This is a genomic window from Frateuria sp. GZRe14, from assembly GCF_051900395.1.
Classification (GTDB): Bacteria; Pseudomonadota; Gammaproteobacteria; order Xanthomonadales; family Rhodanobacteraceae; genus Frateuria_A; species Frateuria_A edaphi.
In genome coordinates, this window is the sequence record NZ_JBHZGJ010000001.1 from 477,432 (window position 1) to 493,171 (window position 15,740).

A 15,740-nucleotide genomic window follows, 5' to 3' on the forward strand; every position below is an offset into this window, starting at 1 on the left:
CGGTCCGGCCGTTCACGGGAAGACACATGCAGCGCGACAAGCCACGGCACAGGGTTCCCAGGCTGTCGGGCACGCGATGCCTGGCCGTCCTGTTGCTCGGCATGCTGATGCCGGCCGCCACCCTGGCAGGCGACTGGCCGGACACACCACTCGCGCGAACCGAGGCGTTGGCGTTGTTGCAGACGCTCAACGCGGACCTGCTCAGCCATCCGAGCGCCACCCTCACGCTGGAACGCTGGTGCGGTGCGCATCGGTTGGCGGCCGCGCCGACGGTGATTGCCCGGCGCGACCGCAAGGCGGACAGGCCGGTGCCCGAGGACCTGCGGCGCGCACTCGGTATTGGTGCGGACACGCCGGTGCGCTACCGTCGGGTGCAGCTCGCCTGCGGCGGCCGCGTGCTGTCCGAGGCGGACAACTGGTACCTGCCAGGTCGCCTCACCGCCGCGATGAACCATGCGCTCGATCAGGGCGACACACCGTTCGGCAAAGTGGTCGCGCCGCTGCACTTCCGCCGCCACACGCTTTCCGCGCAACTGCTGTGGTCGCCGCTGCCGCAGGGCTGGGAGATGCACGGCCTTCCGGCGGCCACCGAACAGCCGCTTGCCCCGCCGCACCACCTCCTGCAACACCGCGCCCTGCTGGAGGATGCGCAAGGCCGCCCGTTCAGTGCGCTGGTGGAGACCTATACCGAACAGGTGCTCGCCTTCCCGCCGCCCGCGGCGAGACAGGACGTCGACTGAGCAGCCAGGCCGCCGCGGGTCGCAGGGCATGCGACCCCGGGCGGCTATCATCGGCGCATGGCAGCACTTCCCCTCGACGACCTCACCCGTGGCCTGGCCGTGATCCGTGCCAGCCGCCTGGAAGCGCTGCTCGATCCGCTGGTGCAGTTGCTCGACGCGGTGCCGCCGGCCAACGTGCTGGCGCCGCAGACGGTGATCGCGGCGCATCCTGGCATGCGCCAGTGGCTCTCTGCGGCGCTGGCCCGCGCCCGCGGGCCGGGTGGGATCGTGGCCAACCTCGACATCCGCCTGCCCAGCGCGTGGCTGGACGACCTGGCGCGCATGCTGCTGGGCGAATCGGCCGTGGCCCTCGCGCCGTATCGCCGCGAGCGGCTGCGCTGGCGCATCCACGCCATGCTGGACGCGATCGACGATGCGCAGCTGCGCGGCTACCTTGCGGGCGGCGATCCGGCGCGCCGCCGCTACCAGCTCGCCGACCGCCTTGCCCGGCTCTACTCGCAATACCTGGTCTACCGGCCGGACTGGCTGCGCGCCTGGCAGGCCGGCCGCGACGACGTGCCCGAGCGCAGCTTCCTCGCGCCACTGTGGCGCGCGTTGCGCCGCGCGATCGACAAGCCGCACCGCGCCGAAGTGCTGGGCGAACTGCTGCAGAAGCTGCAGCGCGACGCGCCCGCCAGCCTGCCGCGCGAACCGCTGCACGTGTTCGGCATCAGCCACCTCGCGCCGGCGGAACTGGCCGTGCTCGCCGCGGTGGCACGGCACCGGCTGGTGGTGCTCTACGTGCCCGATCCCTGCCGCGAGTATTGGGCCGGCCTGCGCGGCGAACGCGCGCAGCTGCGCGAGCTCGCCCGCCGCCTGGACGAGGGCGAACGCGAGGAGGGCTGGTTCCTCGAGCGCATGGGCCACCCGCTGCTCGCCGACTGGGGACGCCTGGGCCAGCACTTCATGCTGGCCCTCTCGGGCCAGGCCGAGATCCGCCTGGACGTGCGCCACTGGCAGGACGAGGACGCAAACGCACCGACAAGCCCCTCGCTACTGCATCGCCTGCAGGACAGCATCCGCCGCCTCGATCCGGCGCTGCTGCAGCCGGGGCAGAGCGACGCCATGCACGACCGCTCGCTGCGCGTGCACCTGTGCCACACCCGCCTGCGCGAAATGGAAGTGCTGCGCGACGTGCTGCTCGACGCCCTGGCGCGCGACCCCACGTTGCAGCCGGCCGACATCGTGGTGATGGCGCCCGACATCGGCGCGTACGTGCCGCTGCTGCCGGCGGTGTTCGGCGAACCCGGCCGCGCGCACGGGCCGCTGCCCTACCACCTGGCCGACGTCGCGGTGGCGCGCGTGCATCCGCTGCTGGCCGCATTCGATCGCCTGCTCGACACCCCGCAGTCGCGCCTCACCGCGCCGCAGGTGCTGGACTTCCTGCAGACGCCGCCGATCGCCGCCGCGCTCGGCCTGGACGAAAGCGCGGTGGACCTGCTCGGCCAGTGGCTGGGCGAGGCGCGCGTGGCTTGGGGCCTGGACGGCGACTGGCGCGAAGCCTTCGGCGTGCCCGGCATCGAGGAATACACCTTCGCCTGGGGCATGGACCGCCTGCTGGCCGGCTACGTGATGGGCGAGGACGCGATCGCGGCCTTGCCCGATGGCGAGCTGTCGCCGGTCGCCGGCGCGCACGGTCCGCAAGCGGCTGCGCTCGGCGCGCTTGACCGCCTGCTGCAGGAATTGGCCGCACTGCATCGCGATGCCGCCCAGCCGCGCAGCGCCTCGGCGTGGGCCACACGGCTGGAGTCGCTGCTCGATAAGCTGTTCCGGGTCGACGCGGGCGACCATGCCGGCCACGAGGCGATGGGCCTGCTGCGCCGCATGATCCGCGCGACCGTCGCCGAAACCGAAGACAGCGGCCTGGACCCGGAGCTGGACTTCACCGTGGTGCGCGAGGTGCTGCGCGAACGGCTCGCGGCCACGCCCGAGCGCCAGCGCTTCCTGCTCGGCGGCATCACCTTCTGCGGCATGGTGCCCCAGCGCGCGATCCCGTTCCGCGTGATTGCCGTGGTCGGCCTGAACGACGGCGAATTCCCGCGCAGCGCCAGCGACGCCGGCCTGGACCTCATGCTGCGTCATCCGCGGCTGGGCGATCGCGACGTGCGCAGCGACGACCGCTACCTGTTCCTGGAAACGGTGATGGCCGCGCGCGATGCGCTGCACCTGTCGTACCTGGGTGAGGGCGTGCGCGACGGCAAGCCGCGCAACCCGGCCGCGCCGCTGGCCGAGCTGCTCGCCCTGCTCGACGCGCAGGCGGGGCTGGCCGACGTGCCGGCCGATGCCGACGACAAGGCGCGCGCCGAAGACCCGGCCGCGCCGGTCCGTCGCCCCTGGCGCGTTCGCCATCCGCTGCAGCCATTCGACGCGCGTTACTTCGACGGCAGCGATCCGCGGCTGTTTTCCTACCAGTCCGCGTTCGCCGCGATGGTGCCGGGCGACCGACGCGCCGGCTTCCTGGTCGGCACTGACACGCTCGACGTGCTGCCGCTGGAAGCACCGGTCCCGCTGCGCGAGCTGCTGGCCTGGTACCGCGATCCGGCCCGGCAACTGCTGCGCGGGCGTCTGGACGTCCGCCTGGATGCGCTGGACGAGGACCGCCTGCGCGAGAGCGAGCCGCTGGAACCAAAGTTCGAGGCACTGGACCGGGTCGGCCGGCGCCTGCTGCTCGATGCGCTGGAGGCCGGGCTGGTGCTGCCGGCCGAACCGCCCGAATGGCTGCGCCTGACCGGCTTGCTGCCGCCGGGTCGCAGCGGGATCGCCGCGTGGACCACCGAACGCGAGCGCGCGCAGGCGCTGCTGGAAGTGGCCCGCCAGCATCCGCTGTTTGCCGACGGCCTGCCGCCCCTCCTGCCTGTCGCGCTTGAGCTGGACGTCGGCGGCGCGCGCGTCGAGGGCGAGCTCGGGCGTGTCCACCAGCACGCGGGCACGCGCTGGGTGTTCGAGCTCTTCGTCGGCCGGAAGGAGGGCGAGCTGGGTTTCCGCGAGCGCCTGCCGCTGTTCATCGAATGGGCACTGCTGCGCCTGGTCACGCCGGCCGGCACGCCGGTGCGCCTGTGCCTGCTCGCCGAGGGCGAACATCCCTGGCAGGAACATATCAACGCGTGGGACGCGGCGCTGGTCGGTGCCTCGCCCGACGAACAGGGCACGCTGCGCGCGGATCTGGAATCGCGTCTGGCTGTGTTGCTCGACCTGTGGCGCGAGGCCCAGCGCCAGCCCGCGCGTTACTTCCCGCGCACCAGCTGGGCCGTGGCGCAGTGCCTGAGTGGCGACAAGCCGCCGAACTTCACCGCCTGGCTGGGCAACGACCGCAGCCACGGCGAGTGCGACTACGCGCCGGGCTACGCGCGCCTGCTCGCCGGCGACGTGCGCTTCGAACCCGGCCAGCCCGAATACGTGGCGCTGCTGGATACAGCCGCGCGGCTGTCGCGGCTGATCGAACTGGGCGTGCCCGCATGAGCGCGCCGCTGCGCGTGCACGACTGGCGCGAGCTGCCGTTGGCGCACGCGCCGCGGCAGGGTGGCCGCTGCCTGATCGAGGCGAGCGCGGGCACCGGCAAGACCTGGACCATCGCGGTGCTGTACCTGCGGCTGCTGCTGGAACAGTCGCTGAGCCCGCGCCAGATCGTGGTGACCACCTTTACCGACGCGGCAGCCCAGGAGTTGCGCGAACGCCTGCGCGCGAAGCTGCGCGCCGCGGAGCGGCTGGCGCAGTCGCCCGGCGCGCCGGCCGATGGCGCGGACGCGGCGTGGCTGCAGGCGCGCTGGGCCGACGATCCGTCGCGCGCCGCCGCCGACGCCTTGCGCCTGCGGCTGGCGCAGGCCGACCTCGATCTCGCCCCGGTCGGCACGCTGCACGGGCTGTGCCGGCGCATCCTCACCGACTTCCCGTTTGAATGCGGCAGCGCCTTCCGGCTGGGCGAGCTGGTGCCCGGCCGCGCGCTGGACGACGAACTGATCGACGACCTGTGGCGGCGGCTCGGCCAGTCCGCCGGCGAACTCGCGCCGGGTGACCTCGCCTGGTGGCGGCAGGGTTTGGACAAGCTGCGCCGCACGCTGCGCGCGGTGATGCGGCCCGGCGTGCGCGTGCGGGTCGAAGCCGGCGGCGAGACCGCCGAACTGATGCAGCCGGAGCAGGCGCAGGCGATCCGCGACTTCATCGGTGACGGCACGCCGTTCAAGCGAAGCAACAGCGCGCTGCTGACCGCGCTGCGCAAGCTCGCCGAATACCTCGAGGCTGGCGACCGCTCGACTCCCTTGCCGGATCTGTCCGATGCACTCGGCAAGCCGCTGGACACGCAACTCAAGCCGGCCTTCGTGGAGGCGGCGCAAGGAAGCGAGATGCTCGCCTTCGCCCACCGTGCCGCCGCCGTGCTCGCCGATCCGGACCTGCCCGCGCGTAGCGCCGCTCTTGCCCACTATCGCGAAGACCTGCTCGCGCGCCGCGACGCGCACCTGCGCGAGCGCGGCCAGCTCACCTTCGACGAGCTGATCGCCCAGGTACACCATGCGCTGGCCACCCGCGGCGGCGTGCTCGCCGACCGGTTGTTCCGCGAATGGCCGGTGGCGCTGGTGGACGAATTCCAGGACACCGACCAGCAGCAGTACGCGATCCTCGACCGCATCTACCGCGACGACGAAGGCGCCACGCGCGGACGGCTGGTGATGATCGGCGACCCGAAGCAGGCGATCTACCGCTTCCGCGGCGGCGACATCCACGCCTACCTGTCCGCCCGGCAAGACGTCGACGCCGAGCTGCGCCTGGATCGCAACTTCCGCTCGTCCGAAGCGCTGGTGGAAGGCTTCAACGAGCTCTATGCGCTGGCCGGGCCCGCGCTTTCGCAACGCGCCGGGGACGCCATCGCCTACGAGCCGGTCAGCGCGGGACGCCCGGCACGTGTGCTGCGCCATCGTGGCGAGGTGGTTGCGCACCCGCTCGCGCTGCACCTGTGCGCCGAGGTGCCGGTCAACAAGGACGCGCGCATCGCATTCGCCCTGGACGCGTGCGCCAACCACGTCGCGCAACTGCTTGCGGACGACTGGCAGATCGACGACAAGCCGCTGCGGCCGGGCGACATCGCGGTGCTGCTGCCGACCAACGATCACGTCGCCAGCCTGCGCGAGCGGCTGCGCGAGCGCCACGTGCCGTGCGTCGGCGCCGGGCGCAGCAGCGTGTTCGCCACGGCGCTGGCGCGCGAGCTGCAGGTCGTGCTCTACGCGGTCGACCAGCCGGGCGACGAGGGCGCGTTGCGCGCGGCGCTGGCCACGCGCCTGCTGGGCGTTGGCCTGGCCGAGCTGGCCGCGCTGCGCGATCGTCCCGAGGACTGGCTGCGCCACGAACAGCGCTTCGCCCAATGGCATCGGCAGTGGCGCGAGGAGGGCGTGCTGGCGGTGGTGCAGTCGCTGCTCCACCACGCCGCGCCGGCGCTGCTGGCCACGCCCGCGGGCGAGCGCGCACTGACCGACCTTCGCCACCTGGGCGAACTCCTGCAGCAGGCCGAGGACGAGCATCCCGGCCGCGAGCAGCTGCTCGCGTGGCTGGCACAGCAACGCGGCGGCGAGGGCGCGGCAAGCGACGACGCGGCGGAGGAGCAGCAGCTGCGCATCGAATCCGACGCACGCCGTGTGCGCCTGATGACGCTGCACGCGAGCAAGGGCCTGGAGTTCCCGCTGGTGCTGCTGCCGCTGATGTGGGCGCAGGAGGGCCGCGAGGAAAAACTGCCGCTGCGCTACGACCCCGCTACCGGCGGGCGCGAGCTGGTACTCGGCGGCCCAGGCCAGGCCGATGCCTGTGGCGAAGTGGCGATGGAAGACCAGGACGAACGCTTCCGCGTGCTCTACGTGGCGCTGACCCGTGCCGAGCTCGCCTGCCACGTGTACGTGCTGGACCCGGAGCGCCCGACCAACGGCAGCGTGAAGCGCGCGCCGGCCGATCCGGCGCGTTCCGCGCTGGACGCCACCGTCGAGCGCCTGCTCGCCGCGAATGTAGGCGCGGCTGCCAGACACATGGCGTGGCTGCCTGACGACTGGCCCTGGCCCTACCCGGCCATCCCGGCCGACATGGCCCCGCCAACCCATCTACGCCAGGCCCTCGCGCCGCCGCCTGCGCGTCCGATGCAGCAGTTGCACAGCTTCTCCACGCTGGCCCGGGTCGAAACCGTCGGTGCACTCGAGGAGCAGTCGGCGAGCGACGAGGCGGCCTCCACGGAGGCGCCCGACCTGGCCGGGGAAGATGGCGCGGACATCTTGCCGGCGCCTGCGCCCGGCGACCCGGCGCTGCTCGCGCTGGCGCCGTGGCGAGGCGCCGAATTCGGCAACGCGATGCACGCGGTGTTCGAGCATCGCGAGGTCGGCGTGCCGGTGATCCACCAACACGCACTGGTCGCGCGCTGCCTGCACGAAGCGGGCGTGCGACGCGGCGAGGAACCGGCCGAGGTGCTGGTGCGCCGGTTGGCCGCGCGGGTGCAGGCGACGCTCGATGCGCCGCTCGCGCCCGGCCTGGCGCTCGGCGCGCTTCCGGCCTCGGCGCTGCGCGCGGAGATGGCGTTCCACTACGTGCTCGACGCGGTCTCGCTGGACGCGCTGCGCGAGGCGTGCGCGCGGCATGGCGAACCGGCGCTGGTACCGCGCGCCCCGTTCGGCGCCCTGCGCGGGCTGATGACCGGCAAGATCGACCTGGTGTTCGAGCATGCCGGGCGCTTCCACGTGCTCGACTACAAGAGCAACTGGCTGGGCGAGCGGCTGGATGCGTACGCACCCGAGCGCCTGCCGGCGGCGATGGACGCGCATTACTACCGCTTCCAGGCACTGCTCTACACGGTGGCGCTGGACCGCCTGCTGCGCCAGCGCCTGCCGACGTATCGGCGCGAGGCGCACCTGGGCGAAGCGATCTACCTGTTCGTGCGCGCGGTCGGCCTGGCCCCGGGCGCGGGCGTGTGGCGGCAGCGTTTCGACGATGCGCTGCTGGACGCCGTCGACGGCGTGCTGGCGGCACGCGTGGGAGAGCCGGCATGACGTGCGCCAGTCACCCAAACCGGCGGGACCTGCGCCCTCTCCCCGGAGGGGAGAGGGAGCTAGGTGCGAGGCGGAACCAGCCATGACCCACTTCGATTTCCGCCTCCGCGGCGATGAACCCATCGAGGCGGCCTGGCGCCCGCTCGACCGCACGCTGTGGCGCTGGGTACGCGCGCACGGCGGCTCACCACGGCTGGCAGCGCTGGCGGCGTGGGCCTCGTTCGCCGACGGCGCCGGCGACACCGCGTTACCGCTGCTGGGCGGGGAAGCCGGTCGTCATGGACTGGAGCCGCCCGCGCGGGACGAGGTCGAGGCGCTGCGCGACGAAGCGCTGGTGGGCGACGGTGCCGGGGTCACTCCCTTCGTGCTGGACGGAGCCGGTCGCCTGTACCTGCGGCGCAACTATGCCGACGAACTGGCGGTCGCCGCGCTGATCCACCAGCGCCTGCGCGACGGCCAGCCGGGCGTGGCCGATGACGACGCGCTGGACGTGCTGTTCCACGGCGAGCGTGGCGCCGCGGTGCAGCGCCAGCGCGAGGCCGTGCGCGGCGTCGCCGGGCGGCGCCTGTTCGTGCTGACTGGCGGACCGGGTACGGGCAAGACCACCACCGTGCTGCGCATGCTGCTGATGCTCCAGCGCCGGGCGGCGCAGCCGTTGCGCATGGCCGTCGCCGCGCCCACCGGCAAGGCCGCGCAGCGCCTGCTGCAGTCGCTGCGCGCGGGAAAGCAGGGACTGCTCGATCATCCACGCGCGCCGCTGCCGGGCGACTGGCAGCTGCTGCTGGAGCGCATTCCCGACACCGAGGCGCTGACCCTGCACCGCCTGCTCGGCTACAGCCCGCGCAGCCACCGCTTCGGCCGCGACCGCGAGCATCCGCTGGCGGCCGACGTAGTGGTGGTCGACGAGGCATCGATGGTCGATCTCGGCCTCCTGCGCGCCCTGCTCGACGCGGTGCGTCCGGACGCCACGCTGATCCTGGTCGGCGATGCCGACCAGCTCACGTCGGTCGCCGCCGGCTCGGTGCTGATGGATCTGGTCGCGGTGCTGGAAGCGGAGCGCTCCCCCGCGCTGGTGCGGCTGGAACACAGCTTCCGCGCGGAGCTGCCGCTGGTCGCGCTCAATCGCGCCGTGCGCGCCGGCGACACGGTAGCGCTGGAGGCCACTTTCGGCGATCAGGTGATACGGCAGCCGTTGGCCGGGGGATCGTCCCTGCGGCAGGCGATCGAGGCGTGGGCCGATGCGCTCGCGGCATTGCCGATCCATCCGGCGCTGCCGGTGGCGAACGGCGATGCAGTCGATCCCGCGCAGGTGACCACGGCGCTCGCGGCGCTTCGCGCGCTCGGCTCGCGTCAGTTGCTGTGCGCGTTGCGCGAGGGGGAGTTCGGCGCGCTCGCTGCCAGCGCGCTGATCGAGCAGCGCCTCAAGCGCCGCTGGAACATGGCGTCCGACCGCGTGTGGTATCCGGGGCGTGCCGTGCTGATCACCCGCAACGACTACGCCAGCCGGCTGTTCAATGGCGACGTGGGCCTGTGCCTGGCCGACGCCGAAGGGCGGCTGCGCGTGTGGTTCGAAAGCACGGCCAGCGACGGCCTGGCCGGCGTGCGCAGCTTCAGCCCCGGTGCGTTGCCGGCGCACGAGAGCGCGTTCGCGATCACCATCCACAAGTCGCAGGGCTCCGAATACGCCCGCGTGGCGGTGCTGCTGCCGCCGGATCCCGCCCATCGCATCCTGTCGCGCCAGCTGCTTTACACCGGCGTGTCGCGTGCGCGGCAGGTGGTGGAGCTGTGGGCGGGCGAGGCGACGCTGCGCGCGGCGCTGGCATTGCCGGTCCGCCGCGCCGGCGGCCTGGCCGACCGGCTCGCGAGCGTGCCGTCCGGCGGCGAGCCGCAACAGCTGGCCTTGCTGTAGCCCTGCGTGCGGGCGTGCCTGCGCGTCAGTGCGCCAGGAACGGCTGCGCGATCTTCAGCGCCGTCTGGTACGGCTCCGGATCGTTGCGGTTGCTGAGCAGGATGACGGTGAGGTGCTGCTTCGGCCAGCGCACGATCACGTTGCGGAAGCCGATGCTCTCGCCCGAGTGCCACAACGTGTCCCCGGTGATGCGCCAGCCGTAGCCGTAGCTCGCCTCGTACGGCTCGCCGGTGACCTTGGCGTGCGGGCTGAAGGCGGCCTTGCGCGAGGCGTCGCTGAGCAGGCGGTCGTCGTAGAGCGCGGCGTCCCATTTGGCGAGGTCGTCGATGTTCGAGTAGATGCCGCCGTCCCCGCGGGTGGCGGAGGTGAGGCTCTGGTCGGTGCGCAGCCAGCGCCCCTTGGTCCAGCTGTAGCCGTAGGCGCGGTTGGGTATGGCCTTGTCGTCGTGCACGTAGAGCAGCGTGTGGTCCATGTGCAGCGGCTGGAAGATGCGCTGCGCGAGGAAGTCCTGCAGGGTTTTGCCGGAGGCCTTCTCCACCACCAGCCCGAGCAGCACGTAACCGGAATTGCTGTAGCGATAGGCCGTGCCCGGCGCGAAGTAGCTGCGCGACGTGGCCGAAAGCAGCCGCAGCACGTCCTGGTCGTTGAGCTGGGCGGTCTGATCGGGAGGCATGAGGTCCTCGTAGTCGATCAGGCCGCCGGTGTGGCTGAGCAACTGGCGCAAGGTGACCTTGTCGGTGCTCGCCGGCAGCGAGGGCAGCCAGTGACGGATCGAATCATCGAGCTTGAGCTTGCCGTCCTCGGCCAGCAGCAGGATCGCCGCGGCGGTGAACTGCTTGCTCACCGAGGCGAGGCGGAAGTCGGTTTGCGGCGTGACCTGCGCGTGCTGTTCGAGATCGGCCAGGCCGTAGCCCTTGCGCAAGAGTGGCTTGCCGTCCTTGAGCACGAGCAGGGCGGCGCCGGGGACGTCGCCCTGGTAGTCGTGCATCAGGCGGTCGGCGTTCTGCACGGCATCGGTTGCGTTCACCGAGCCGGCAAAGAAGATCGAAGCGAACAGCAGGGCGATGCGCATGCGTTTCTCCGTGCGTTGAACTTGACCACCCTCCCGAGGGCAGAGGGGTTCAGCCGCGTGCCGCGGGAGCACCTACTTCACCGGCACGTCGTAGATCACGTGCGGTGTAGGCTCGCTGGCCCAGGTGTAGTGCCACCACTCCAGCGGATAGTTCTTGAAGCCCTCGCGCTTCATCGCCGCGCGCAGGCGCAGCCGGTTGGCGTGCTGCGCGGGCGTGACGTCCGGGGCATCGGTGTGCGCGCGCACGTCGAAGAAGTCGAACGGCGTGCCCATGTCCAGTTCCTTGCAGCGGCTGCCGTGGTCGTCACACTGCTCCATCGTGAGGTCAGCCGTACCGCCGCGACTGTGTCCCGACACCGGCGCGATGTAGTCGCCCAGCAGCACGGACTTGTCCAGCCGCGGATAGTGCGCAGCCTTGGTGTGCTGGTCGGACAGGTCGTGCGCCCAGCGCACGAAGTGCGCCACGGCCCGCGCGGGGCGGTAGCAGTCCCACAGCTTCAGGCGCTGGTGCGTCGCGCGCAATGCATGCTCGACGCGTGCCAGCGCCTCGGCCACGGGGCGCTTGAGCAGGCACTTGGGCGCGAGATAGCCGTCCACCGGCGAGCCGACGAAGTTGTCATGGCCGGCGTACTTGATGTCCTGGGCGATGTCGGGCACAAGGGTACGGATGTCGACCAGGTCGGCTGCGGCGGCGGTCGGGGCGGGGGAGAGCGTGACGGTGTCCTTGGCAGGCGCCGGCATCGACAGCACCCATGCGCATGCCAGTGCGATCCGACAGCAGGAGCGCACCCTGTGCGCGACCCGGCCATTCCGCTCTGCCCGGCCGCGCAGAGGGTGCGCTCCTGCAAGTGCGATGAGGCGTCTCATGGGCAATCTCCGATGCGCTCGAAGTGCAGATCCTCGTAGTCCGAGCTGAAGTCGCCCTCGGGATCGAGCTTGGCCATGGTGAGCGTGGGCGGCGAGCCGGCATGGGGGTCGAGCCAGGCATCCAGGTCCACGGCCGGGTCGTCCCAGTGCACCAGATAGCGCGCGTCCAGGTGCTTGACCGTGCCGTGCATGTGCGGCGACTTGCGCGAGGCCCATTCGACGCGATCCCCGCGCGGGCACAGCGTGATCTCGCCGAACCACGGGTCGCGGTAGCGGCCACTCCAGGCGAAGCCGGTCGGCGCCACGGCAGTGGCCGCGTCGGTGTCGGGCGGACGCGCGGCGGCAGGACGCTGTGCCGCGTCGTGGTCGAGCGCGTCGGCGTACCACGCTACGCCGTGGCCGTCGTCGGGCGCGGTGAAGTGCTTGATCAGCACTTCGCCCAGCACGGTGCGTGCGTCCTCGGCCTCGCCATTGATCATGAATACGAAGCCGCTCCGGCGGTCGGGCAACAGCGCCAGCATCGAATACATGCCGCCCAGCGTGCCGGTGTGCCAGACCACCCAGGTTCCGTCCACGTCGGCCATGCGCCAGCCGTAGCCGTAGGCCATCACGTGGCTGTGGTCCCAGGCGCGGCGCTGGTTGGACACCGGGATCAGCATGTGCGGCGACTGCAGCACCTCGCGCTGGGTGGAAGAAAGCCACTTCAACTGCGCAGGCGTGGGCGTCAGCCAGTTCCGTGCCCAGCTCAGCATGTCGGTGAGATCGCAGCGGATGCCTCCTGCCGGGTCGGACGTGATCGCGGGGATGATCGTCCCGTCCTGGCGCATCGGCAGGTTCTGGCCGTCCTTGCGGTAGTGCGGCTGGGCCACGTTGCCGACCTGCTCGCGGTTCCACGTGCCGACCTGGCAGCGGGACAACCCCAGCGGCTGGAACACCTCGCGGTGCATCAGCTCCTCGTAGGGCGCGCCGCCGGCGGCCGCGGCGACTTCGCCGGCCACCACGTAGAGCAGGTTGTCGTACTGGTACTGCGAGCGGAAGCTGTAGCCGGGCTTGATGTAGCGCAGCCCGTGAATGATGTCCTGGCGCGTGAAGGCGTTCGGCTCGGGCCACAGCATCAGGTCGCCGCCGCCTTCGGGCAGGCCGCTGGAGTGGGTGAGCAGGTCGGCCACGCGCATGTGCTTCGTGACCCACGGGTCGGACATGCGGAAGTCGGGCAGGTATTTCGTGACCGGGTCGTCCCAGGCGAGCTCGCCCTTGTCGACCAGCCGCCCGAGCAGCGCGGTGGTCATCGCCTTGCTGTTGGAGGCGATCTTGAAGAGCGTCCGCGGGGTGATCCGTTCGCCGGAGCCGGCGACGGTTTCGCCGCGGGTGGCGACGTAGGTGACCTGGCCATTTTCGATCACGCCCACCGCGATGCCGGGGAGGTGGTAGCGGGCGACGACCGCATCGACGATCGGGTCGAAAGTCCTTTGAGCCGGAGGCTGGATGGGGGCAGCCTGTGCGCTGCCCGCCAGGCAGGCCGTGACGAGCAGGGCGAGAGCGGGGCTTTTCGTTGCGCCAGGGCGCTCAGTGCCGCGCATCGCGCTCCACCTCGCGCCACACGCGCAGCAGGTTGCCGCCCCAGACCTTGGCGATGTCGGCGTCTGTGAATCCGGCACGGCGCAGCGCGGCGGCGACGTTGCGGGTCTCGCTGGCGTCCTTCCAGCCGGTAATGCCGCCGCCGCCGTCGAAATCCGAGGCGATGCCGACGTGATCGATGCCGGCCACATCCGCAATGTGACGGATCTGCTTGGCGTAATCCTCGACCGTGGGGAGCGGGAATTCCTGCTGGATCTTCGCCATGCCCGCGGCCATCGCCGGCAGGTAATCGTGCTTGTCGCTGTCGTATTCCTTGTCGCCGGCCGCGTGCGCGACCTCGGCCTGCAACTTCTTCTCCGCCGCTTCGCGGCCCGGGTCGTTCTTGAGGAACTCCTTGTAGGCCACCGCCTGGATCACGCCGCCCTTGGCGGCGATCGCGCGCAGCAGGTCGTCGGGCAGGTTGCGCGGGTGGTCGAGCACGGCGCGGGCGCCGGAATGAGAGGCGATGAGTGGCGCCCTGGATACGGCGAGCGCGTCACGCACGCAGGCGTCCGAGGCATGCGAGACATCGACCATCATGCCGAGCGCGTTGGCGCGTGCGACCACCTGGCGGCCGAAGTCGGTCATGCCATGGTCGCCCTTGCTGTTCATCGCCGGCTCGCCGTTGTCCTTGTCCGGCAGCGAGCTGGTGCACAGGTCGTTGTTGCCCACATGCACCAGCCCGACGTAGCGCGCGCCGCGGTCGTACGCGGCATCCAGCCGGTGCAGGTCGTGGCCGAGCGAATAGGCGTTCTCGATGCCGATCATCGCCGAGAGCAGGCCGGCCTTGCGGTTGGCCAGCGCCTGTTCCGGCGAGGTGGCCAGGCGGATGCGGTCCGGATACATCATCAGCATGCGGCCGATCGCTTCGTACTTTTCCTCGGCCTGGTCGACCGCCCTGGCGTAGCCGGCGGCATCGAGCTTGTGCTGCGGCACCCAGATCACGAAGAAGGCGGCATCCAGCCCACCGCGCTGCATCTTTCCAAGGTCCACCAGCAGCGGCGTGTCCTTGCCGACGTCGAAGCGTGGCTCGCGCATGTAGGTGAAGGGGATATCGACGTGGGTGTCGATGGTGATCGGCGGGTCCTGCTGCGCCTGGGCGGGAAGCGCGGCGGCGAGCGGCAGGGCGAGCAGGGCAAGATGGGCGAGTCTACGCATGTGCGGCGGATGTCCTCATGGCGTGGCCCAATCCTGCGCCGACTGCTCGCCGGCGACCATCTCCTCGAGGGTCTGCCGGCGCCGGATGACCGCGTAGCGGCCATCGTCCAGCAGTACCTCGGCGGCGAGCGGGCGCGAGTTGTAGGTGGAAGCCATCGACGCGCCGTACGCGCCGGTGCCCTGGATGGCGAGCAGGTCGCCCGGTTGGCACGCCGGCAGAACGCGTGCGCGTGCGAAGGTGTCGCCGGTCTCGCAGACCGGGCCGACCACGTCGTAGGTGGCCAGCGGCCGAGGATCGGGCGCGACCGGCACGATGTCGTGCCAGGCGTCGTAGAGGCTTGGCCGCTGCAGGTCGTTCATCGCCGCATCGAGTACCAGGAAGGACCGCTCGGTACCTTCCTTGATGCGCAGCACGCGGGTGAGCAGCACGCCGGCCTCCGCCACCAGGTAACGGCCGGGCTCCAGCAGCAGGCGGCCCTCGAAGCCGGCCAGTGCCTCGCGGACCACGTTGGCGTAGTCGCCGGCGGCGACGGGCCGGTCGTGGCCGGCGCGGTAGCGCACGCCGAGGCCGCCACCGACGTCGATGCTGGCGATCGGGTGGCCGGCATGGAGCAATTCGCGCCAGAACGACGCCACGCGATTCAATGCCAGCCGGAAGGGTTCCAGGTCGAGGATCTGCGAGCCGATGTGCACGTGCAGGCCGTCCAGCCGCACGTGCGGCAGTTGCCGGCGTTCGGCGAACCAGCGGCGCGCCTCGGCGATGCTCACGCCGAACTTGTTCTCGGCGCGGCCGGTGGAAATCTTGGCGTGGGTGAGCGCATCGACGTCCGGGTTGATGCGCACCGCGGCGTTCGCCACCACGCGTCGTGCGGCGGCCACGCGCTCGATGGCGTGCAGCTCGTCCAGCGATTCGACATTGAAGCGCGCAACGCCGGCGGCGAGCGCCGCGGCGATCTCCCCCTCGGTCTTGCCGACGCCGGAGAACACGATGCGGTTGGCCGGGATGCCCGCGGCGAGGGCGCGCTGCATTTCGCCGGCGGAGACGATGTCCGCGCCCAGCCCGGCGGCGGCCATCAGTTCGAGGATGGCGCGGTTGGAGTTGGCCTTGACCGCGTAGCAGATGGTGGCGTCCAGGCCGTGCAGGGCAGACTGGAGTTCGCCGATCCGCCCGCGGATTGCGTTGGCCGAGTAGGCATACAGCGGCGTGCCCAGTCGCGCGGCCAGCGCCTGCAGGTCCACGCCATCGAAGGTCGGTTGCGGGTCGGGCACGGACGCGGTGTCGTCGTGCCGGGAGGAGACGGTCATGGGGTCCATTCGAGCGAGGC

The 15,740-nt window shown here is 71.4% G+C and carries 9 protein-coding genes; 4 read left to right on the forward strand and 5 right to left on the reverse strand.

Annotated elements, in window-relative coordinates; all coding sequences use genetic code 11:
* Positions 1 to 26 precede the first annotated feature (26 nt).
* From ACFWZ1_RS02155 to recD, 4 genes are all read left to right on the forward strand, one after another.
* Positions 27 to 740, forward strand: coding sequence for a hypothetical protein (locus ACFWZ1_RS02155; protein ID WP_439665291.1), 714 nt, complete (start codon positions 27 to 29; stop codon positions 738 to 740).
* A gap of 57 nt (positions 741 to 797) precedes the next feature.
* Positions 798 to 4,238 carry an exodeoxyribonuclease V subunit gamma gene (gene recC / locus ACFWZ1_RS02160; RefSeq protein ID WP_439665292.1) on the forward strand — a complete coding sequence of 1,147 codons (3,441 nt, stop codon included), beginning with the start codon at positions 798 to 800 and terminating at the stop codon, positions 4,236 to 4,238.
* Positions 4,235 to 7,792 (forward strand): UvrD-helicase domain-containing protein, encoded by a 3,558-nt coding sequence (locus tag ACFWZ1_RS02165; RefSeq protein ID WP_439665293.1) that lies wholly within the window; start codon positions 4,235 to 4,237, stop codon positions 7,790 to 7,792. The genes recC and ACFWZ1_RS02165 overlap by 4 nt, the downstream gene beginning before the upstream one ends.
* 82 nt (positions 7,793 to 7,874) lie before the next feature.
* The gene (gene recD, locus ACFWZ1_RS02170; protein WP_439665294.1) at positions 7,875 to 9,701 is read left to right on the forward strand and encodes an exodeoxyribonuclease V subunit alpha; all 1,827 of its coding nucleotides are present in this window, start codon (positions 7,875 to 7,877) and stop codon (positions 9,699 to 9,701) included.
* A gap of 25 nt (positions 9,702 to 9,726) precedes the next feature.
* Here recD and ACFWZ1_RS02175 read toward each other — a convergent pair whose 3' ends face one another.
* The 5 genes from ACFWZ1_RS02175 to lysA all read right to left on the reverse strand — a co-directional run bounded on the left by ACFWZ1_RS02175 (position 9,727) and on the right by lysA (position 15,720).
* Positions 9,727 to 10,773, reverse strand: coding sequence for a serine hydrolase domain-containing protein (locus tag ACFWZ1_RS02175; protein ID WP_439665295.1), 1,047 nt, complete (start codon positions 10,771 to 10,773; stop codon positions 9,727 to 9,729).
* Positions 10,774 to 10,845: 72 nt separating this feature from the next.
* The gene (locus ACFWZ1_RS02180) at positions 10,846 to 11,514 is read right to left on the reverse strand and encodes a M15 family metallopeptidase (protein WP_439665296.1); all 669 of its coding nucleotides are present in this window, start codon (positions 11,512 to 11,514) and stop codon (positions 10,846 to 10,848) included.
* A gap of 122 nt (positions 11,515 to 11,636) precedes the next feature.
* Complete coding sequence (locus ACFWZ1_RS02185) at positions 11,637 to 13,220, reverse strand: serine hydrolase domain-containing protein (RefSeq protein ID WP_439665297.1); 1,584 nt, start codon at positions 13,218 to 13,220, stop codon at positions 11,637 to 11,639.
* The gene (locus ACFWZ1_RS02190) at positions 13,207 to 14,415 is read right to left on the reverse strand and encodes a dipeptidase (protein ID WP_439665298.1); all 1,209 of its coding nucleotides are present in this window, start codon (positions 14,413 to 14,415) and stop codon (positions 13,207 to 13,209) included. Before ACFWZ1_RS02190 ends, ACFWZ1_RS02185 begins: the two co-directional genes overlap by 14 nt.
* 15 nt (positions 14,416 to 14,430) lie before the next feature.
* A complete protein-coding gene (gene lysA, locus ACFWZ1_RS02195; protein ID WP_439665299.1) occupies positions 14,431 to 15,720 on the reverse strand; it encodes a diaminopimelate decarboxylase in 1,290 nt (429 codons plus the stop codon).
* Between the last annotated feature and the right edge of the window lie 20 nt (positions 15,721 to 15,740).